21 protein-coding genes are annotated in these 22,435 nt (G+C 44.1%); 5 read left to right on the forward strand and 16 right to left on the reverse strand.

Annotation, left to right across the window (positions count from 1 at the left end; translation table 11 throughout):
* Positions 1–7 precede the first annotated feature (7 nt).
* Positions 8–301 carry a nucleotide pyrophosphohydrolase gene (locus tag QWT69_RS14940; protein ID WP_317966962.1) on the forward strand — a complete coding sequence of 98 codons (294 nt, stop codon included), beginning with the start codon at positions 8–10 and terminating at the stop codon, positions 299–301.
* A 140-nt stretch (positions 302–441) separates the two neighbouring features.
* Here QWT69_RS14940 and QWT69_RS14945 read toward each other — a convergent pair whose 3' ends face one another.
* The 12 genes from QWT69_RS14945 to QWT69_RS15000 form a co-directional block, all read right to left on the reverse strand.
* Positions 442–2,175 (reverse strand): ABC transporter ATP-binding protein, encoded by a 1,734-nt coding sequence (locus QWT69_RS14945; protein ID WP_317966964.1) that lies wholly within the window; start codon positions 2,173–2,175, stop codon positions 442–444.
* Complete coding sequence (locus tag QWT69_RS14950) at positions 2,175–2,699, reverse strand: P-loop NTPase family protein (protein WP_317966966.1); 525 nt, start codon at positions 2,697–2,699, stop codon at positions 2,175–2,177. The genes QWT69_RS14945 and QWT69_RS14950 overlap by 1 nt, the downstream gene beginning before the upstream one ends.
* Complete coding sequence (locus QWT69_RS14955) at positions 2,692–3,354, reverse strand: uracil-DNA glycosylase (protein WP_317966968.1); 663 nt, start codon at positions 3,352–3,354, stop codon at positions 2,692–2,694. The genes QWT69_RS14950 and QWT69_RS14955 overlap by 8 nt, the downstream gene beginning before the upstream one ends.
* 13 nt (positions 3,355–3,367) lie before the next feature.
* Positions 3,368–4,312 (reverse strand): phosphotransferase enzyme family protein, encoded by a 945-nt coding sequence (locus tag QWT69_RS14960; protein WP_317966970.1) that lies wholly within the window; start codon positions 4,310–4,312, stop codon positions 3,368–3,370.
* A complete protein-coding gene (locus tag QWT69_RS14965) occupies positions 4,305–4,661 on the reverse strand; it encodes a DUF6054 family protein (RefSeq protein WP_317966972.1) in 357 nt (118 codons plus the stop codon). Before QWT69_RS14965 ends, QWT69_RS14960 begins: the two co-directional genes overlap by 8 nt.
* 520 nt (positions 4,662–5,181) lie before the next feature.
* A complete protein-coding gene (locus QWT69_RS14970) occupies positions 5,182–6,324 on the reverse strand; it encodes an MFS transporter (RefSeq protein WP_317971121.1) in 1,143 nt (380 codons plus the stop codon).
* A gap of 146 nt (positions 6,325–6,470) precedes the next feature.
* Entirely contained in the window at positions 6,471–8,417 is a 1,947-nt protein-coding gene (locus QWT69_RS14975) for a flagellar assembly protein A (RefSeq protein ID WP_317966974.1), read from the reverse strand.
* A gap of 133 nt (positions 8,418–8,550) precedes the next feature.
* Positions 8,551–9,525 (reverse strand): siderophore ABC transporter substrate-binding protein, encoded by a 975-nt coding sequence (locus QWT69_RS14980; RefSeq protein ID WP_317966976.1) that lies wholly within the window; start codon positions 9,523–9,525, stop codon positions 8,551–8,553.
* Between the two features lie 49 nt (positions 9,526–9,574).
* Positions 9,575–10,336, reverse strand: coding sequence for an iron ABC transporter ATP-binding protein (locus QWT69_RS14985; RefSeq protein WP_317966978.1), 762 nt, complete (start codon positions 10,334–10,336; stop codon positions 9,575–9,577).
* Positions 10,333–11,283, reverse strand: a complete 951-nt coding sequence (locus tag QWT69_RS14990; protein ID WP_317966980.1) for an iron chelate uptake ABC transporter family permease subunit — start codon at positions 11,281–11,283, stop codon at positions 10,333–10,335. Before QWT69_RS14990 ends, QWT69_RS14985 begins: the two co-directional genes overlap by 4 nt.
* Positions 11,276–12,226, reverse strand: coding sequence for an ABC transporter permease (locus QWT69_RS14995; protein WP_317966982.1), 951 nt, complete (start codon positions 12,224–12,226; stop codon positions 11,276–11,278). Before QWT69_RS14995 ends, QWT69_RS14990 begins: the two co-directional genes overlap by 8 nt.
* Before the next feature lie 355 nt (positions 12,227–12,581).
* Positions 12,582–13,466, reverse strand: coding sequence for a DUF6612 family protein (locus QWT69_RS15000; protein ID WP_317966984.1), 885 nt, complete (start codon positions 13,464–13,466; stop codon positions 12,582–12,584).
* A gap of 217 nt (positions 13,467–13,683) precedes the next feature.
* On the opposite strand from QWT69_RS15000, the gene QWT69_RS15005 reads away from it, so the two are divergent.
* Positions 13,684–15,402 carry an ABC transporter ATP-binding protein gene (locus QWT69_RS15005; protein WP_317966986.1) on the forward strand — a complete coding sequence of 573 codons (1,719 nt, stop codon included), beginning with the start codon at positions 13,684–13,686 and terminating at the stop codon, positions 15,400–15,402.
* Between the two features lie 96 nt (positions 15,403–15,498).
* Here the strand turns inward: QWT69_RS15005 and hflX are convergent, their stop codons facing one another.
* The 3 genes from hflX to putP form a co-directional block, all read right to left on the reverse strand.
* On the reverse strand, positions 15,499–16,770 hold the full coding sequence (gene hflX / locus QWT69_RS15010) for a GTPase HflX (protein ID WP_317966988.1): 1,272 nt from the start codon (positions 16,768–16,770) through the stop codon (positions 15,499–15,501).
* A gap of 53 nt (positions 16,771–16,823) precedes the next feature.
* The gene (locus tag QWT69_RS15015) at positions 16,824–17,519 is read right to left on the reverse strand and encodes a VOC family protein (protein WP_317966990.1); all 696 of its coding nucleotides are present in this window, start codon (positions 17,517–17,519) and stop codon (positions 16,824–16,826) included.
* Between the two features lie 93 nt (positions 17,520–17,612).
* Positions 17,613–19,097, reverse strand: a complete 1,485-nt coding sequence (gene putP, locus QWT69_RS15020) for a sodium/proline symporter PutP (RefSeq protein ID WP_317966992.1) — start codon at positions 19,095–19,097, stop codon at positions 17,613–17,615.
* Positions 19,098–19,257: 160 nt separating this feature from the next.
* On the opposite strand from putP, the gene QWT69_RS15025 reads away from it, so the two are divergent.
* From QWT69_RS15025 to QWT69_RS15035, 3 genes are all read left to right on the forward strand, one after another.
* Entirely contained in the window at positions 19,258–19,722 is a 465-nt protein-coding gene (locus QWT69_RS15025) for a nucleoside deaminase (protein ID WP_317966994.1), read from the forward strand.
* Positions 19,723–19,810: 88 nt separating this feature from the next.
* On the forward strand, positions 19,811–20,182 hold the full coding sequence (locus QWT69_RS15030) for a hypothetical protein (protein WP_317966996.1): 372 nt from the start codon (positions 19,811–19,813) through the stop codon (positions 20,180–20,182).
* Between the two features lie 37 nt (positions 20,183–20,219).
* A complete protein-coding gene (locus QWT69_RS15035) occupies positions 20,220–20,585 on the forward strand; it encodes a DUF2188 domain-containing protein (protein ID WP_317966998.1) in 366 nt (121 codons plus the stop codon).
* A 102-nt stretch (positions 20,586–20,687) separates the two neighbouring features.
* Here the strand turns inward: QWT69_RS15035 and QWT69_RS15040 are convergent, their stop codons facing one another.
* Entirely contained in the window at positions 20,688–22,331 is a 1,644-nt protein-coding gene (locus QWT69_RS15040; RefSeq protein WP_317967000.1) for an AMP-binding protein, read from the reverse strand.
* Positions 22,332–22,435: the final 104 nt, after the last annotated feature.

A 22,435-nucleotide genomic window follows, 5' to 3' on the forward strand; every position in this document is an offset into this window, starting at 1 on the left:
TGGAAACATGAAACAGTTACAACAGGAAATTAAAGAATTTACAGAGCAACGTGGGTGGACAGGCAATCGTGATCCCCGAAACCTGGCCATTTCAATCTCATTGGAGGCGAGCGAATTGCTCGAGCATTTCCAATGGAGCCCGTCCGACGAAACAGTAGCAGCGAACCGAGATGAAATTGCAGAGGAGGCGGCAGATGTATTCATCTATTTGTTGCAGTTTGCAGACGTTCTTAACATAGACTTGTTAGATGCTGCTCGCGCTAAAATCGAGAAGAATGAAAAACGGTTTCCTATTGGGTAATTGAGCGTGCTAGAGGAAGTCGGCTTTTCTCGTTATCACCGCTTAGCACACTTTTATCACCACTTACCCAGGTATTTACAATTGAATCTCTTAAAAACACGTATAAGAGCCAGAGAAGGCGAGGCCCTCTCCGGCATCTTTCATGATAATCCTTGCCCTTGGGCAAACTCCTTATACAAAGAATGCGATTCGAATAACTCATCATGTGTACCGATGCCCGTAATTCGGCCCGCCTCTAAAAAGAGTAGTTGGTCGGAATCGATGACAGTCGACAACCGATGCGCAATGATGAGCGTCGTCCGCCCTTCCATTAACCGCTGTAATGCTTCTTGCACATGCGTTTCAGAACCGCTGTCTAGATTTGACGTCGCTTCGTCTAACAATAGAATTTCCGGGTCATGCAACAGCGCACGCGCAATGGCTATCCGCTGACGTTGGCCACCTGAAAGCTTCATGCCACGTTCACCTACTAACGTTTCAAACCCGTCAGACATTTCTTCGATAAATTGCAGTGCATTTGCTGCCTGTGCTGCTATCCGCACTTCATCCATTGAAGGACGAACTTCCAAACCATACGCAATATTATCCACGATTGTTCCGCTTAGCAATGGGCTTTCCTGTGACACATAGCCAATCCGCTTCCGCCAATCAGACAATGCGATATCCCGAATTCGGGTGTCACCGATGAATATATCCCCTGTAGTCGGTGTATAAAACCGTTCAATGAGTGAGAAGATTGTCGTCTTTCCTCCACCACTTGGACCGACGAATGCCGTAACCGTCCCAAGTGACGCTTGAAATGATACATCATCCAACACTTGCTTCCCTGATTCGTAACCAAATCCGACTGACTCAAAGCGCAATCCACCTTCTGGAACAACCGTCGCTCCTTCAGCCTTCTCACTGTCCATACCGAGGATCTGCTGGATTCTTTCCGTTGCACCTACCGCTTTTTGGAATATCGTAAACACTTGTGCCATTTGCGCAAACGGCATAATAATTTGGAACATGAGGAAGATGATTGCGACAAGCGTTCCGGCAGTCAAAGCACCTTTCGCCACTTGCGCACCGCCATACCCAAGAATAACGACAAGAATGCTCATCATTACAAGTGTCATAACCGGCGATATTATCGCCTGGACCTTCGCTTCCTTTAAACCGAATGAAAACAGTGAGCGTATCGCTTTCTCACCATGTGCACCTTCATTGGGCTCCGCACGATAAGCCTTCACTAAACGAATATCACCAAGTACTCTTCCGAGGTGACCTGAGAATTTTGCCATCTCAGCCTGTGTCGCCCGTGCAATCTTATGCATAATTTTACCGAGCGGCATAATGATGGCGAAACTGACCGGGATGCTAATCAGCATGATTAACGTCATTTTCCAATCCAAATAAAGCAAGATCGCAATGGCACCGATAATCGAAATAATACCTGCAATGAACGAGACAAGATGATCCGAAACGAGTTGTTTCAGCATCGTTGTATCCTGCGTAATACGGCTCATCGTCTCTCCGGTTTCATTGTCATCGTAATAGGAAACCGGCAGTCTCAAAATTTTAGCCCAAAGCTTCGTCCGTAAGTCTGCTACAATCGTTTCGCCTATATAGGCTAATAAATACAGCGAAATTCCGCCAAGTACCGCCTGTACGACGAAAACACCAAACAGGAATGCACCTGTTTTCCAACTGAAGGATGCTGCCGTCAAGGAATCTACTAATTCCTTTGTGACAAGTGGGATCGCCAAGCTTGCGACTGTTGAAAATAAGGACAAGACGAGAGCAATAATTGTTATTCCTTTTGGCCATGTCAATTGCTTCAATAACGAGAAAAACTCCTTCATCGATCCTTTACTTTGTACTTCACTCCCCATTACATAACCTTCTTTCTCTCTATCGTCCGAAGCCACAAATCCACTTCTTTCGGTGATTGTAAAATTAGCGTATCCACATTCATTTTACTAAGCATTTCCAGCACGCCTGGCCGCTTTTTCTTTGGATACGTCCATATGAATTTAGCAAACTCCCAATCGATTTTTTCATTACAGCCTTCCGCCATATCAGGACGTGTTGCGCCTTTATATGTCCAAACCCTTTTCAACACTCTTGACAAGCAGAGCCAATTCGGGAAATCGAGAAAAATAATCAAGTCAGCATATCTCGAACGCATCTCAATCGTCGAATTAAAATTCCCATCGATAATCCATGCAGGCTCTTCTAGTGCCATTTGTAGCTTCTCCTTGAATTCCGATTTCGGAGTCGGTACCCATCCTTCATTCCAATAAACTGCGTCTAGATGAAGGACAGGTAAATCGAGAATTTCCGCCAGTTTAATGGAAAGTGTTGACTTGCCTGCTCCACTGCACCCAATTAGAAGAATCCTTTTATACTCATTCATGTTCTTCGTCCTTAATGCGCTGCAGTATTTCGCCGATTGCTAGCCAATCCGCGTCGAGATTCGGTCTGTGAGATGGCCGATAAAAGATCGATGCCGGATGAAAGGTAGGGACAATTCGATGATGCTGTTCGGTCCACTCAAATACTTTATCATCGAGTCCACGTAAGTACTGCACAGGTCTTTCCAACAATTGACCATGCAGTTCTGTTACTTTTGCATCCTTGCCGACTAGCCGTTGCAAACCGACATTGCCAAGAGTGACAATTAGTTTCGGTTTAATGTTGGCGATTTCATAATCTAATACGGGAGCATGCGCTAAAATCTCTAGACGTGTCGGTGGTCGATTGTATTTGCGCGTCGTCAGCGTGCCGTCACGTTCACGCTTTTCGCCCCAGCGGTACGGTCTACTCCGCACAGCACTCGTAATATAGACATCTTCACGTGACAAACCAATGGTCGCGAGCGACTTCATCAATTCTTTCCCTGCGCGTCCGATGAAAGGAATACCGTCGACCAATTCAAATTCCCCCGGTGCTTCGCCAATCAGCATCAGTTCGGGATTTTCCGGTCCTTCACCATAGATGAAGCCTTCCACAGGAAATCCTTCAATGCGTTCCTTACCGAGTTGCGCCATCATTTCAGGTATCCGAAACATCGACTCACCCCTTTCACCCTTGTAATATATTTATCGTTTCATCCAAAAACGGTTTTCCGTCTCCCCGCTTGATTTTTTCAATGCCCGCTTCTATACGATCATATCGACATGCGCGGATAAGTGCGAATAAGTGAGGGACCGCTTCCTGTTCGCGATTAGACAAAGGCCTTTCTGCACTGTACGCCCTTATGTATGCTGTATAGCGCTCGTCGGGCGTTTCAGGTCCCTCATAGTCATAATGCCATGCCAAATAGATGGCGATTGCAATGCATTCATTGACAAGCACTTCATCGCCCGCGATATCGTAATCGAAGACCGCAGTCATTTTATGCTGTTGGAATAACATATTATAAGGTGCAAAATCACCTTGGACAGGTCCTAGGGGAAGCTTACCCCAAAATGTATGCAAAATAGATCTTCTTGCTTCATATAATTCCTTGATGGCGATCATTTCTTTTACGTGCTGGTCATGTTCTTTGAGAGTACGCATCAAGTCCAAAAAACAAAGTTCATTTTCATCATAATCTCCAAGTGCATCGGTTGCATTGCCACCGAACATGCCCCAGCTTGTTCCTGTCCCGAATCGCATAGCTGTATTTTCCGAAACGAGATGTTGTTTCGCCAGCATGCGGCCGATTTCTTCGATATGCAGCATTCGTAAGCATTTAACTTCCTCACCCACACCTTTTTGTTCGAGAATGAAGTGCATCTGACCGTGCTTGACATAATATTTACCGTCAAGCGTCTGGACAGGTGTGATGAACGGCAAGTTCGCTTCCCTCATGAGATGCGTGAGGGTTATTGTTTTTTCAATATATACTAGCGATTGCTTTCCGCCCTTTACATAGTACTGTTTGCCGTCCACTGTCACTTCTGCGACGAGTCTATCTTGGTCACGCAAAACTTCAGTTGCAGTCGGTGGATTTGAAAAGTACTGTTGGAGGACTTCTTCAATCATTTCCATCACCTTCCATAATATACTCTTTCAAAGCCCATTCCACACTATTGGCGAAATTGCTCCCCGCTCCCCAGTCAAAGCGGAAAAACACACCTTCCGAACTCCCCGCCGCCACGACATGGACACGTGTTACGCCGTCAAAATTGTCGATCGTCGACGTAACGGACGCCCGATTATTGGAGCGCATATAATATTTTTCCATGATTAACACATGCATTTCCCCCATAGTGGTATTCCTTACATAATGGTCGACTAACGTGCCGCTGATACTGCCTTTGATGATTTCAGAGTGGATCCTGTCTGCCGCTTCTTTCGGAGACAGACTAACATTGAAGTTTTTAATAGACATACCGACACCCCCTATTGATACTAGTATTACGATTGAAGGAGATTGAAAGTTTCAAGTACTTTTAAAGGATTCGTAGGTGGAATGGAATTACAGGCGTGGCGTGGGGTTATACGGGCGCGACGGCAACGAATACGAGCGCGGGACCACCGTTTTCGGGCGCACCACTCGACTTTACGAGCACGGACTCACTATTTTCGGGCGCACAACACGACTTTACGAGCGCGGACCAACGATTTACGGGCGCACAACATGACTTTACGAGCGCGGACCCACTGTTTACGGGCGCGCAACATGACTTTACGAGCGCAGACCCACTGTTTACGGGCGCGCAATATGACTTTACGAGCGCGGACTCACTATTTACGGGCGCGCAACATGACTTTACGAGCGCGGATTCACTGTTTACGGGCGCACCACTCGACTTTACGAGCGCAGTCCCACGATTTACGAGCGCGCGGCGACTTACCTTACAAGCACACCCACATAAAAAAGGACTGCAGCGTAAGCAGTCCTTTCTGTTTCATTCCAATTCCATCTGTTTCGTTTCCGTGCCGAGCACGATGACTGCGAGGACGCCAATAATGATGGCCCCGCAGAAGATACCGAAGACCACTTCGAATCCATGTCCAGCGGCAAGCAGTGAGCCGACGAGCAACGGACCGAAAATCCCGCCGATTCTTCCAACAGCTGCCGCCATACCGGAACCTGTCGCTCTGACAGAAGTCGGGTATTGTTCTGGTGAGTATGCGTAAAGTGCACCCCATGCGCCTAAGTTAAAGAAGGACAAAAATGCACCAGAAATAAGCAACATAGTTAACGTATCCGAGTTGCCAAAAGCAAGTGCGCTCGCCGCGGTTCCTATCAGATAAGTTGAAAGGACAAACTTTCTGCCCGTTCTTTCAATTAGCCAAGCAGCTGTAAAATAGCCCGGCAATTGAGCCAATGTCATAATGAGAACATATTTAAAGCTATGAATCATATCGAATCCTTTTATTACCATGACGCTTGGCAACCAAAGGAACATGCCGTAATAGGAGAAGACGACTGTGAACCAGACGATCCAAAGCATCGTTGTCCTGCGCGCGTATGGTTTTGACCAAATGAGTTTCATTTTCGCACCAAATGATTGTTTTGGCTTCCCTTCCAATTCGAACTTCGGTGAATCGGGAAGGTTTCTTCGTAAGTAAATCGCGTAAAATGCAGGTAATGCGGTTATGATTAGTGCGATTCTCCAGCCAAATTCCGGGATGACGAAATAAGCAATTAATGCGGCGATTAGCCAGCCGGCAGCCCAAAAGCTTTCGAGCAATACAACGACGCGTCCTCGCTCTTTCGCGGACACACTTTCAGATACGAGAGTCGAAGCAACAGGCAATTCTCCTCCGAGCCCAGCGCCAACGAAAAAGCGCAGGATGAGGAAAAAGGTCAACGTAGTTGAGAAAGCCGAAAGACCGCTTGCAAGCGAAAACAAGACAAGGGTCAGCATGAAAACATTCTTTCTTCCGATTCGATCTGCCAAAAGTCCAAAGCCGAATGCACCGACCGCCATACCAATTGAATTGACGCTGCCAATCCATCCCATTTGCGTAGGATTGAGATGCCATTCAACAGAGATGGCTGCGATGACGAATGACAGGATTCCGACGTCCATCGCATCGAACATCCAGCCTGTGCCCGAGATTGCGAGTAGTTTATTGCGTGAAATTGCAGGTTGTTGTTTGTTCACAATTCGTCTGCCCTTCGTTATAGAATGATAGTGTCTTGACACCTGTCATTATACTTCTCCCGATCCATTTGGACAACCTTTATTTAATCAATCCTCAAATTCCCATCGACTATCCTTGCATGAACGCCTAATTTATCCGCGTCAAAATGATAAATCGATTCTCCCACCCAAATTTCCGTACCACTTCTTGCCAGTCCGATGGTGATGACGCCGTCCATTGCTGTTTTAATAATAGTTTTCACACTGTTCACAGAGCCCGTTTCCTGAATAGACACTTTTTCCAGCCCCGTAATTTCACCGCCTCTGCAACTTCCTTCCACAGACACTTTTCCCCTCGTGTCGACAAAGCAATTGGACAAACCTTTCTTCGTCACTTCGATCGTACCACTGCACGATAAAACACTATTAATGGCGTAAGGCAATTTCAATACGGGTGGATCATTTTGTCCGGCTTCACTCTGTTCAATTAATGCACGCGCATCTGCCAGCAACTTCGAGAAGTCATGTGCATTTTTAACAACAGTTAGAGCCGTGTCCGTGAATACGCTATTCAACTGATCGCTAATAAGCGTCCACTCCTGAGAAAGCTGAGCAGAATGTTTATTCACTTTTTGGATGAAATCATTTTTAACCTGTTGAAAATCCAAATACTTCTCCTTCAAAATAATCAGCACAAGTTCTTTCAATTCGGCTGCATCTACTTCTTCGGGATTAACTCCGCGGATATGAATAATTTGCAAAATCGTTGTTTGCATCTTATCCAAATAAGATAGCAGTTCACTCAGTTGACCCGCCAATACATCTTCTAGCACTTCCTGCATCCCGACAGTGACCGTCGATGAGAAAATGTTGCCTTCGATGATAGCTGATTTACCCGATTCGACGACTGCCTTTCTGACAGATCCCCCGACATTAAGTCTTCCTGTCACACCGACGTACATGGAGTTTTCTATTCCACCTTTGATTCGGACGTCTCCTTTGAAACGTATATTCCCACTATGCAAATCGACGTCCCCGTCATGGATGAATTCACTGTTCAAATCAACTGTTATTATCGATCCGTGCTTCTCAATAATAGCCCGGCCGCTTGAAAGGGCATAAATTTCATTACCACGCATCTCTACTTGGTCTCCCAGCTTGAATTCCAGACTACGAACCAATTTAGTCCGTACGGGTCTACCGAACAGATCCATACCATCTACCCCTTGAACAGGCGGTAAATACGTGGCAATAAGCTCATTTTCATTTACAGATTCTATAGGATTCATTTCCCTGAAGTCCACTCTTCCTTGGTCATCCAAACTAAAATTTTTCCCTCTTGCATGCAAATACAGATCGCCATTAAATCCTTCAATCGGCCATTGTCCTTTCGCGATAATCGCTTCAAAAGGTACGACGGCGTTCAAAGCATCCTCAATAACCGAGAAATCGATTCGTTCCGTTATACCGAGCTCAGCCAATTCCTGAACGATGTCTTCGACTGTCAACGGCATATAAGGTTCTACAAGCTCATCCGCCTCGATATAAAGAGCATCCTGAAATCCGGTATCCCGAATGATTCTTGTGATTCTTTTTCCTGGTTCGATTGACAACATCGCTAGGATGTCCTGTTCAATCAACCGAATGGATAGTTGCGGAGGAATGATTTCATCTGCTACACGGATCTCTATTTCATCTTCGTGCGAGACATGCATTTTACCGATCGCTTCTCTGCCATTGATGAACACTTTCACATTGCTACCGGGTTCGATAATTGGAAATGCATCTGTCGATTGGATGACTTCTACACGTTTACCGATCACTCTAGCACCATTCGCCCCTATATCTACTGGACTTGTCAGCTCAGGCACAAGTACTTTAAGCATCGTGACATTCACTTCTGCCAGCCTCTTTTTAAGACCGTACATGCTTTTTCCATTCTGTTCTATTACTTCTACCCGGACTTGTTCGAGCGTTGCATCCAATTCCGCAAGCGCCTGCTCAATCGCTAATTCCACAGTCGGTGCCTTCACTGTCACAGACTTCCCCATTCCACTCACCTCGAACGATTGTTTTATGCATATCGTATCATATTCAATGCGCGTTCTTGCCAAGTATGCACATAAAATCCCAAAAAATAAGAGCCTGCCCACCAGAAAGTGGACAAGCTCGTTTTATCGTTCTTTATAGTCCTGCTTCAACTTCTTTAATCATTTCTTTCATAGACAGCAATCCGCCACCTGACAAGTACCAATATTCACCGTTCAAGTAGACGATTTTGTTATTCTTAAAGGCTTCCGTCTTTTTCACAAGGTCGTTTTCGATAGCGCCTTGTGCACTAGCACCGTTACCGATTGCAGCATCACGGTCGATAACGAACAAAACATCTGGATTTTTTTCAAGGATGTATTCAAATGAAATATTCTGCCCGTGAGTTGAGACTTCGATCTTTTCATCCGCAGGTGTAAATCCTAACACATCATGCACTAAACCGAAACGTGAGTTTGGACCGTATGCACTAACTTTTCCTTCAGTGGCAAGAACAACAAGTGCTTTTGATTTGGATTCAACAGCCTTCTCTTTAATCTCTGCAATCTTCGCATCGATATCTTCAAGTTCTGCTTTCACTTTGTCTTCTTTACCGAAAATTTCACCCATCAATTCAGCGTTATGTTTGAATGAATCGATATAATGCGCAGTATCCAACCCTACATAAATAGTTGGAGCGATTTTAGCAAACTCTTCATAAAGATCTGACTGACGTCCTGAGATGAAAATAACATCTGGCTTCATGGCATGCAAGGCTTCAAAATCTGGCTCTTTCAAGCTGCCGAGATTTACATATTTATCGTCATCATATTTCGAAAGATAACCCGGAACTGTATTTCTCGGTAATCCCGCAATTTCCACACCAAGATCATCCAATGTATCAAGTGTACCGAAATCGAAAACAACGACTTTTTCAGGATTTTTCGCCACTTCTACTGGCTTATCGCTTAGTTCGTGCTTAACTGAAATTGTTTCTGCACTTTCGCTTGATTCAGGTGTGGATGACGAATTTGAGCTTTCGTCTTTCGTCTTGTCACTATCTTTCGCTCCGCATGCCGCCAATACGATCAGTAGAGCAGCCATTACTAACATCATAGAAATTTTCTTCATCAGAACCATCCTTTTAGTTTAGGTTTTGTTTTCGAGTAGTAGTCTTTCGTCAAGAATTAAAATAGACACATATACGGCAATCATTCATTTGTTTAATAGGGATTTCCATGTCATAAATGTCTCGTAACGCATCGGAGTTGATAATATCATTTGTCGGACCGTCTTTGACGACACGCCCTTCTTTCAAAGCGACAATGCGGTCGGAATAAACAGAAGCAAAGTTGATGTCGTGAAGGACGATGACGACAGTCTTTCCGAGATCATCGACTAGCCTTCGCAAAATCTTCATGATTTGCACAGAGTGTTTCATATCCAAGTTGTTTAACGGTTCATCCAATAAGATATAATCGGTATCCTGCGCGATAACCATTGCAATGAACGCACGTTGACGCTGACCACCAGACAACTCATCCATATACTCATGTTGCATATCGGTCAAGCCCATGTATTCCATCGACTGCTCAATAACGCGGATATCTTCCGCATTGAGTTTCCCACGGGAATAAGGGAAACGACCGAATGAGACAAGTTCACGAATTGACAATCTAACATTCATGAAATTGGATTGCTTCAAGATTGAAACACGCTTTGAAAACTCATTCGACTTCATCTTTTTGACTTGATCATTATCTACAAGTACTTCCCCTGTATCAGCGTCAATTAGACGGCTGACCATAGAAAGCAAGGTCGATTTCCCAGCTCCATTCGGACCGATGAAAGAAGTGATTTTACCTCGATGGATATCGACGTTCACTTTTTCAACGACCATTTTCTTACCATAGAACTTTGATAATTCTCTGACCTGGATCATGTGGATCGACTCTCCTTTAATAGTAGATAGATGAAATATACGCCGCCGATGAAGTTGATGATGACACTTAAAGTCGTTGAGAATGTGAAGATTCGTTCAACGACCCATTGCCCGCCGACAAGAGCGATAATACTCATAACCGATGCGCCGGCAATCAGTATAGTATGCTTATACGTTTTAAAGAATTGATACGATAAGTTGGCGACAATCAAACCGAAAAATGTAATTGGTCCGACTAAAGCAGTTGACACGGATATAAGTACTGCCGAAATGACAAGCATCATTTTGACAACGCGGTCATAAGAGACCCCTAAGTTAATGGCCGTATCCCTGCCAAGTGAAAGGACATCCAAGTCGTTGAATGATTTCCATCCGACGATAAATGTCAAAATCACAATACCGAGCGCCCACCAGACAAGTTCACCGCTTACGTTGTTAAAGCTCGCAAACATTTTGTCCTGCACACGCATGAATTCATTCGGATCGATAAGCACTTGCAGGAACGTCGAGATACTTTGGAAAAACGTCCCGACAATTATTCCGACAAGCAGAAGGAAATAGATTGGCCTGCTGCCTCTTCGGAAAAGGAATCGGTACAGAATAAGCGCAAAAACAATCATCGTTGAAACGGATAAAATGAAATTCACATGTCTGTTGACAATCGTAAAGTGGCCTGAACCAAGGAAAAAGATGACGACCGTCTGCAACAATAAATACAGTGAGTCTAGACCCATTATACTTGGCGTTAGAATACGATTATGCGTAATTGTCTGGAATATAACCGTCGAATACGCAATCGCAACACCTGTAAGAACCATCGCAACGACTTTAATCGCTCGTCGAGGTAGGGCATAATCGAAACTTCCATTTAAATCATGGAATAGATACAAGCCGCAAAAAACAAGTGCAATGACCGACAATATAATCATTTTAGTTGAATTACGCATATGCCTTCCTCCTAAACAGCAAGTAGAGGAATACGCCGCTTCCGATGACCCCGACCATTAGGCTGATGGAGATTTCATATGGAAAGATGAGCACCCTGCCGAGAATGTCGCAAACTAGCAGGAAGTTTGCACCTAGCAAAGCGGTGTGCGGCAATGTTTTCTTTAAGTTATCCCCGTGAAAGATGGAGACGATATTCGGAATGATCAATCCGAGAAACGGAATCATTCCGACAGTCAAAATGACAGTCGTCGTTACAAGTGCCACCAATATTAAACCAATATTGACGATGCGCTTGTATGCTAGTCCTAAGTTTTTCGAGAAATCTTCCCCCATACCTGCAACAGTGAAACGATTCGCATACAGATAGGTAATGATAAGCACCGGAATGCTTATGTATAAAAGCTCATAGCGCCCTTTCATAATCATCGAGAAGTCCCCTTGTAACCAAGCAGACATATTCTGGATGACGTTCGATTTATAAGCGAAGAACGTCGTGATTGAAGAAAGGATGTTACCGAACATCAGACCAACAAGAGGGATGAATATAGCATCCTTAAACTTGATGCGGTCCAAAATTTGCATGAATAGCAATGTACCGCCAAGCGCAAATATAAATGCGACAACCATTTTCTCGATAGTCGAGGCGTTGGTGAACAACAACATCGATACGAGTATGCCTAGTCGCGTAGCGTCAAGCGTACCTGCAGTCGTCGGTGAAACAAACTTGTTCCTGCTCAGCTGTTGCATAATCAATCCCGCGATACTCATTCCCGCGCCTGCGAGAAGAATGGCCACAAGTCTTGGCACCCGGCTGATTAGGAATATTTCGGTATGATCCGATTTAAAATCCAATAGATCCATCGGTTTAATGGAACTAACTCCTACAAAAAGTGATAGCAAAGATAATAAGATTAAGGCAATAAACAAATAACGTTTCTTCATGAAGAAATAACTCCGATATCGAGTATTTGCGTCTAATTGAGAATGCACTAGTGAAAACCATTATCAATTAGCTGCAAATCCAATTATAGCAGTTACGTATCTTGTGTCAACTGTTAATTGAAAATGATTATCAATTACTATGAAAACACTTATAAATCAAGTGTTTAAGAGGTAATAAAGTTCCACCTCATGCACAATATGGACGTTTTCACCAGTCCGTTGAATGAATCCGCAGAATTTAATTAAAGACATGAAGTAGTGAGAATGAAAAAAAGCAAGAAAGAAAACGGATGCCAATTCATGCCGGCATCCGTTTCCCTACTCACTTGTTAGCAATGGGTTTTCTAGAAGAAGATTAACCTTCTTGGCCCATTAACTCTTCCAAATCTACTGCTTCGTCAATCACTTCCTGAGGAATGACGATTTCGTCAACCTCATTAATCTTCGTCATGACTGATTTCATCTTTTGAACCATATGCATTTCTTCCTCTTCGACTTTCATCGTCAAATCCATATCCATATCAAATGCGTTTGTATAGAATGTTTTCTTATCAATATAAATTGTCAAATCAAGACTTTTAACGTCCATATTTTCATAGACTTCTGCTTCTTCTCCAGACATCGCTCCGTCAATCGGCATTGCATCGCCAATCAATTGTTTGATAAGTCCATTCAGTTTGTCTCCTGAAGCGTTCAGCGTCAAAATATATTCATCGTCTGTTTGTTCGAATTTAAAATCGTCCTGGAACTCTTTGAACATTTTCATATCCAATGTTGGATCCGTTTCGCCACCCATGCCGTCCATCATTTCTTCGTACATGTCGTTTGGCATTTTGATCCATTGATCCATTTGTTCATCATGCATGAAGAAACCAGCTTCTGTCATATACAGTTCCATATCAGATGCTCCAAGTTCGCCCATGTCCATCTTCATCTTCTGATACATAGCCATCGGTTCCATAATCATGTCCATGTCCATATTGATTTTGGAGTCTATTGTCATATCTTGACTTGGAATCGTCATCGTCTGATTGATATCCATAACAGCGTGCATGCTTTTCAAGTCATCAGAGACTTTCATTGCTTTGCTATATACCTCTTGGGCTGTCATATCGCTCTTGTTTGTTACTTCCACTTTTTCGCCAGTAGTAGAATCAGTTTTCGGTTCCGCGGATGATCCACATGCGGCAAGTCCAAGCGCAAGTGCTCCAATTCCTATTCCTTGTAGCCATTTTTTCAATTCGATCGCTTCCTTTCATTCTTGCTATTTTTGATACACCTAATCATACGGGATAAAACGCAAATGGTTCCACTTTCCAGGCTCTTTTATGACATTTGAATCTTTTTAATCAGAGGTGGACTGTAAGCCTTTCCTCATGCAACACAAGTGAATCCACTCTAGCTTTTTAAACAAAGTACGTTATAATAGCGGAACTACGTGAAAGGAACATACTGCCATGCTAAAAAAATTCTTTTCTTATTATAAGCCGCACAAACGGCTGTTTATCATCGATTTCTCAAGTGCCATTCTCGTCGCACTTCTCGAATTGGCGTTTCCGATGGCTGTCCAATGGTTCATCGACGAACTGCTTCCAACTGGGGAATGGAACACAATAGTTACAATCAGTGTTCTACTGCTCATCGTTTATCTAATCAGTACAGGCTTGCATTATATCGTCAGTTATTTAGGCCATAAGCTCGGCATAAATATTGAGACGGACATGAGACAGCAACTATTCAATCATGTACATAAGCAATCTTTTCGTTTCTTTGACAATACAAAAACGGGTCATATTATGAGTCGTATATCAAATGACCTCTTTGATATCGGAGAGCTGGCTCACCACGGACCAGAAGATGCTTTTATCGCTGTCATGACAATTGTCGGGGCATTCATTCTTATGTATTCGATTAACCCTGAGCTTGCGCTAATTGCCATTGTCATGATCCCGTTTCTTGTCATTGTTGTAGCCTACTGCAATAAAAAGATGAATGCCGCTTGGCAGAAGATGTATGTCAAAATTGCAGACGTCAATGCACGCGTCGAGGACTCCGTCTCTGGTGCGCGGGTTGTTAAATCATTTACAAATGAAGAATTTGAAATGACGCGATTCCAAAAAGACAATCGCGGATTCCGGAGCGCTAAACTTGTTGCATACAATGTAATGGCTTGGACGACGTCAAGTATGTATATGATGACAAGGCTTGTCACCTTAGTCGTTCTCGTTGTCGGTGCATGGTTCACCCACACAGGCAAGTTAACGCCTGGTGAGCTCGTAGGTTTCATCTTGTTCGTTAATATTCTCATTAAGCCAGTCGATAAGATCAGCGCATTGCTTGAACTGTATCCGAAGGGGATGGCGGGCTTCAAACGTTTCCAAGATATGATTGACGAGGAACCGGAGATTAAGGACCGTCCTGACGCTATCGTCGTGCAACAGCTGAACGGCGATATCGAATTTAATGATGTCCATTTCAACTATGATTCCCATAAGAATGTGTTGGACGGCATCGATTTGTCCATTCACGCCGGTCAGACTATTGCTTTCGTTGGACCTTCTGGTGCAGGGAAAACAACAATCTGTTCACTCATACCGAGATTTTATGATGTCAATCAAGGCGCAATCTCCATTGATGGCATTGACATCCGCAATATGACGCAACAATCATTGCGTTCGCAAATTGGAATCGTCCAGCAAGATGTGTTTTTATTCACGGGGACAATTAAAGAGAACATTGCCTACGGTGACTTGGATGCCACTGACGAAGATGTCATTGCCGCTGCACAAAAAGCGCATCTCGAAAGTTTCATTGCAAGTCTTCCGGATGGTTATGAAACGCAAATTGGCGAACGTGGATTGAAGTTGTCCGGTGGCCAGAAACAGCGTCTCGCAATTGCACGGATGTTTTTGAAAAACCCACCGATTCTTATTTTGGATGAAGCCACTTCAGCACTTGATACAGAAACGGAACGCATTATTCAACAGTCTCTGAACGAATTGGCCGCCAATCGTACAACACTTGTCATCGCACACCGACTTGCAACGATCCGTGATGCTGATCGGGTCATCGTCGTGACAGAAGATGGCATTGCTGAAGACGGAAAATATGAGGAACTCGTGAGACAGAATGGGCTCTTCGCACGTTTGCATAATATTCAATTCCAAGAGGTTTAATATTTTGAGAATCGGGCATACTAGAACTATCCCACCCCCTTTCTCTTTATAGATAAAAACTGCGTCACCGACTTCAGTGTCGGTGACGCAGTTTTTTTAATGGCTAATAATGAATTCCTCAAATTTTGTCCGTTCGGAACTGTTCATTTCAACAGTCATTAATGTGCCTTCTTCTTCATATTCTGTTGTTTTAATGTTCGCTTTGTCGTTCAAATAAGAAACGACATCACCACGGTCAAACGGGACAAGAAGTTTACATGTTACATATTGCCCGTAGATTTTTTTCTTGATCAGTTCGATTAGTGGATCGAGACTATCCATCTCTTTCGCCGAGATCCAAACATTGTCGTCAGATATGACTGGATAGGGAACTTTCGCCAGATCGGCTTTATTGTAAATATTTAATGTTGGTATGCCCTCTACACCAACTTCTTGCAATGTTTCATTGGTAACGTTCATCATATGACGATATTCATCATTGGAGACATCCACGACATGCAGCAGCAAATCCGCGCCTCTTGCTTCTTCCAATGTGGACCGGAACGCTTTGACAAGATGATGTGGCAGTTTCGATACGAAACCGACTGTATCCGTCAATAAAAACTCTTTATTGTCCGCAAGCTTCAGATGGCGGACAGATGTATCGAGCGTCGCAAACAACATATCCTTTTCAAATACTTGCTTGGAGCTTTCGTCATCCATCTTGCGCAATAGACCATTCATTAACGTTGATTTACCCGCATTTGTATACCCGACAATCGATACGACGGGAATACCGCTCTTTTTCCGCTGTTTACGCTGGGTGTCACGCCGGTCACGGACGTGTTCAAGATCTTTACCGAGCTTGGCAATTTGGTCTTCAATTTTCCGTCTGTCGAGTTCAAGCTTCGTTTCACCAGCACCTTTGTTCTGGAAACCACCGCCCGTCCCCCCACCTTGACGTCCGAGTGAGGCACGCAATCCGACAAGCCTCGGGAGTGTATATTGCAGTTGTGCCAGTTCGACTTGCATTCTTGCCTCATGCGTGCGTGCACGTCGTGCAAAAATATCAAGAATCAGCATCGTCCTATCGATCACTTTCACTTCTAGTTCCTGCTCAAGGTTGCGGATTTGTGAAGGAGATAGCTCATCATTGAATATAATAAGATTTGCATCCATCTCTTCATAATACCGTTTAATTTCTTCGACTTTCCCTTTTCCTACATATAATGAGGAATGTCTTTTTTCCAAGTTTTGCGTAACATTCCCGACGACTTCCACGTCAATCGCTTCCGCCAGGTTCTTCAATTCTTCCATTTCATATTCAAAGTGCTCAGCATTTTGTTCATGTACACCGACAAGAATAGCGCGTTCCACTAAAATATCCATTAAATGACCTCCTTCAGACATAGATGTCTCACTTCATACTAGCATAGCCACCATCATGCTTCCGTCCGAATGACAACTTCATGCAAACGGTCTTTTCCACCTTCATGTCCGACAAACCGCAGACGAACATTTTCAAGCTCGATATCATCATGGTTCCCGACTTTCTGCGATAGTAAGACAGCCCATTCGCCCGTATCTCTCAAAGGATCTTCTACGTGAAACACGCATTCTTCTACGAACAGCTTCTCATTATCGTCAATAAGTGTACCTTCTTCTCGCAACTTCGCATAACGAACTTCGTCGGCCTCTTCCCATTCAATGAAAAACGGGTACGGCAACTCATTGGAAATGGGCTGATCGATAAATAACATTTTCCACTTCTTCAGTTCGCCGGTCGTCGTGCGTCTTTGCGCATCCAGAACACCTGATGTCTTGAACCCTTTGTTTTCAATCTCTTCACAAAACAATCCGATGTCATTTACAGATAGACAAAGCGTTCCCCAGCCCTCTTTCTCACTGATATCGTGCAACAACAGCCGCGTCAAGGGATGATCCACCTCGGAGGCAAGTTCAGGCCGTTCGACTGAAAGCCATTCAACATACGCATTTTTCACATACATCAATGCATTATGCGTTCCCCAACTTTCATGCCGACCGCCAACAACTGCATGCTTTCCTTCATTGCGCTGCTCTGTCACAATTTCTTCAGGACTTTTATTTGTGAAATAAACAACATGATCAAGTTTCAAAATAGAATCCCCCTTCATTTTGAATAGAGTACCATATTCCATGAAGCAATACGCAAAACAACGACCTCTCGACAATTGCCGGAGGTCGCGGTTTCAACGTTCTTTTTTCACCAATTCAATTGCATCGTAGAATTCTTTGTCAATTTCCGCGTTTTGTTTGAAAGTTATTCTACTCACAATGTATGTGACGAGCAGGCAAATAAGAAAACCCGGGACAATTTCATAAAGTGTATCGGACAGTGCTTTGATGTTTCCCCATATCCCGACTGTGATTGCACCTGCGACCATTCCCCATAATGCTCCTGTAGCTGTAAGCTTTCGCCAATAAAGCGACAGGATGATGATGGGACCGAAAGCTCCACCAAATCCCGCCCATGCAAACGAAACGAGTTTTAATATGGATTCGTTATTAGGCCAAGCTAAAACCATCGCGAGAAGTGAAACGACAAGGACTGCAATCCTGCCAAGAAATACATAACGTTCATCGCTCGCATCGGATTTGATGATTGCTTTGTACAAGTCTTCAATAAGCGCGGATGATGTAACAATTAGTTGGGAGGAAATCGTGCTCATAACTGCAGCTAGAACAGCCGCAAGCATGATGCCTGCAATGAATGGATGGAAAATAATCTGTCCAAGAACGATGAAAACTGTTTCTGGATCGACCAATTCTGCTCCCTTATTCTGTTCAAAATAGGCGACTCCGACTAAAGCTGTTGCTATCGCTCCGAGAAGACTCAGTATCATCCAACCAATTCCGATTCGGCGAGCACTTTTCGTCTCTTTCACCGATTTAATCGCCATAAAACGAACAATGATATGTGGTTGACCGAAATAGCCCAATCCCCATGCAACTGACGAAATAATCCCTGTTAGAGTCGCTCCTTTCACAAATTTGAACAAGTCAGGATTCACCGCTTTGATGCTCGCAGTCGTTTCAGCAAGCCCTCCGGTAATTACCAACCCACCGATTGGAACGAGCAGCAAGGCCAGGAACATGACTAACCCTTGTACGAAGTCCGTGTAGCTGACAGCTAGGAATCCTCCAAACAATGTATAGGCGATAACGACGACCGAAACAATGACCAGTCCTACATGATAATCAAGTCCGAACGAGCTCAAAAAGAACTTTCCACCTGCAACCATTCCTGACGATACGTAAAATGTGAAGAAAACAAGGATGATAATGCCTGAAGCAATGCGCAACAACCGGGATTTATCTTTCAGACGGTTCTCTAAATAGCTCGGTATCGTAATCGAGTCATTGGAAACTTGTGTGTAGGAACGCAATCGCGGGGCAATTAGAAGCCAGTTCAAATAGGCGCCGATTGTTAACCCGATGGCAATCCACGATTCGACCAACCCGCTCGCATAAATGGCTCCAGGAAGCCCCATTAGCAACCAGCCGGACATATCTGAGGCACCAGCACTTAGCGCGGTGACGGCCGGTCCAAGCGAACGCCCGCCAAGCATGTAATCTGTCAGGTTGGTTGTCCTTTTGAATGCGTACCAGCCGATGAATAGCATAAGGAGCATATAAATAACGATGGAAATTAGTTGGTACATATCAGCTGACATACAATCACCTCAAAGTAGTTTTCGATGCAGTTTACAACAATGGCAGTTGTGTTGGGAATGTAGTGCAAGTCAGATATACTTAGCATTAAGTGACGGCATCAACTCATTTCCGATTCATTTCCCGGGAAATGGGGAGATTTCGACAAAAGGAGGAAAAATGATGGAGAATCATGAAAAATGGTTGAACGTTGCAATTGAAATGGCAACTGAAAGTGTCCGGCAAGGGGGTGGACCTTATGCCTCTATCGTCGTTAAAGATGGTACTGTAATTGGGACGGGAACGAACCGTGTCCACTTGGATAATGATCCTTCCGCCCATGCAGAACTTCTTGCAATCCGGGAAGCTTGTTCAAAACTAGGCACAGTAGACCTTTCCGATTGTGTGTTATATGCAAGCGGTGAACCTTGCCCGATGTGTCTGGGTGCTGCTTACTGGTCGACAGTCGGCCACATCTATTATGCATGCGGAAAATCCGAGGCAAAAGAGATTGTCGGCTCCGCGAGTCCCGTGGAAAATTTCTTCTCCGATCAAAAGAAAGTACCTGAAGACCGGCTTATCCCTTTCACTCATCTGAGGACAGGAAAAGAACTCGAACCGTTTAAAGCATTCATCTCTCTTGATTGAGTCGACATACGATTGTAAAAAGCTTGATTGGTCAAATGCATGACACGCGACCCGGAAGATTTTTGTTTAAGAAGCACTCCGCGATAGGTTGGAGAATCGTCCAGCAAGAGCGGTTTTTTATAGACATTCGATTACTAACGAGATCGTTCTACCTATTATAAAACCGCTCAACCTGGTGCTGAATCCGCTCAACATCGACGCAAAACCGCTCAACCTAATGATAAATCCGCTCAACATCGACTCAAAACCGCTCAACCTAATGCTGAATCCGCTCAACTTCGACCCAAAACCGCTCAACCTAATGCTGAATCCGCTCAACTTCGACCCAAAACCGCTCAACCTAATGCTGAATCCGCTCAACTTCGACCCAAAACCGCTCAACCTAATGCTGAATCCGCTCAACCTGGTACTAAAATCGCTCAACATCGACAATTTACCAGCAAATTTCACGTTTACGTGAATGGATTATGGGAATCGTCTAGCAAGGAGGCGATTCCATGCCATGGAATAAGGGCGACTACCCTGACTCATTCAAAAATCTGGAGCCTATTGTACGAAACAAAGCGATTGAGATTGCAAACGCGCTGTTGCGCGAAGGAACAGATGAAGGACGTGCCATTTCCATTGCGACGGCAAAAGCGCGTGAATATGTGCATGGCGAGGAAACAAACCGGACAGCATATGTTGTTCGTCCGCGTGATGAAGATTGGGTGCTGATGAAAAAAGATGGAGATCGGGCAATTTTTAAAGAAGAGACGAAAAGTGCATTGCTCGATAAAGCAAAGCCGTATGTGAATGAACATGACGGCACACTCACTGTCTATCATGAAGACGGATCTTTGGAAAAGACGTTGTATGAATAACAGTACTTCCGTAGCTACCTGTATGATGGACGTATCTGTCATTTTCATGCATACAAAAAAGACCGCTATGCCTCCATTGGAGACTGCGGTCTTTTGAATTTTTTATGATTGATGGCTCAATGTCTTTTCAATCGACAATTCTCGAAGTTTGAATTTCTGGATTTTCCCCGATGCTGTCATCGGATAAGCATCCGTAAAATGGATGTATTTCGGAATTTTATGATGTGAAATATTCCCCTGACAAAACGCACGCACTTTTTCTTCATTCAGGTTTGCATTTTGTTTAGGGATTATCCAAGCCATTAATTCTTCACCGTATTTCGGATCCGGCACACCGACAATCTGCACATCAGAAATTCCAGGGTGCGTATAAAGGAACTCTTCCACTTCACGCGGATAGATGTTTTCTCCGCCCCTAATAATGACATCTTTAATACGGCCGGTAATGTCGATATAGCCTTCTTCGTCCATAACCGCAATATCTCCGGTATGAAGCCAGCCTTCTTCATCAATTGCTTCACGCGTGGCAACAGCGTCATTATAGTATCCTTTCATGACGTGATACCCTCTTGTGCACAATTCTCCCGGACTTCCGACTGGCAGTTCCACTCCTGTCGCGGGGTCAATAATTTTCACTTCGACATGCGGATGTGGTTTCCCGACAGTTGAAACGCGTTTCTCAATTGGATTATCCGTCTGCGTTTGCGTGATGACGGGTGAACTCTCCGTTTGACCGTAGCATATCGTGATTTCACTTGCACCCATATCTGAAATCACTTTCTTCATCACTTCGATTGGACACGTTGAGCCTGCCATAATACCAGTCCGCAATGTAGATGTATCATATTTTGTAAAATCGGGATGGTCCAATTCAGCAATGAACATTGTCGGCACGCCATGAAGAGCTGTACACTTTTCTTCTTGCACAGCGTTTAGTACTTTCACCGGATCAAATTGTTCGATGATGACCATCGTCGAACCATGTGTAACCGCCGCCATATTTCCGAGCACACAACCGAAACAGTGGAAAAATGGGACAGGAATGCAGACACGGTCTTCACTTGTCAATTTCATATAGTCTCCAATGATTTTTCCGTTGTTAACGATATTGCGGTGTGTGAGCATAACCCCTTTTGGAAAACCTGTTGTACCTGATGTGTACTGAATGTTGATAACATCATCAGGCGTCATTGTTTGCTGACGTTCACGTAAGTCTTCGTCTGTAATGCCGGTTGCATGTGCCAGAAACTCGGACCATTTATAAATGCCTTTTTCCTGGCGATCCGACATAAGGATAATGCGCTTTAAGTTCGGCAAACTGCCACTCGAAACGACACCGTCTTCTGTTTGCTCCAACTCTGGACAGATTGAGCGGATGATGTCGATATAACACGTCTTTTTAAATCGTTCATCCAAAATCAATGTTGTCGCTTCTGATTGTTTCAGCAAATATTCGAGTTCTTTCGCCTGATAACTCGTGTTCACCGTTACGAGGACTGCACCCATTTTTCCTGTCGCAAATTGACTGAGCAACCATTGAGGTTTATTGTCCGACCAGATAGCCACATTTTCGCCCTTTTGGATTCCCATGCCGATGAATGCCTTTGCCAGATCATCGGTTTCCTGATCGAACTTTTCATATGTTCTACGCAAACCCAGTTCCGGATAGACATACGCTTCATGCTCGGGAATTTTTGCAGCCCAACTTTTCAGTACTTCTCCTACTGTGTTATCCAACAAAGACATTCACTTAACCCCTTCCTATGATTCTGTAGTTAGTTACATATTATCACAAAATTCGGAAGACGTCTTAGGTATTAATACTTATAAATTATTTTCAATAGGAATGA

The sequence above is a fragment of the Sporosarcina oncorhynchi genome, assembly GCF_033304615.1.
GTDB lineage: Bacteria > Bacillota > Bacilli > Bacillales_A > Planococcaceae > Sporosarcina > Sporosarcina oncorhynchi.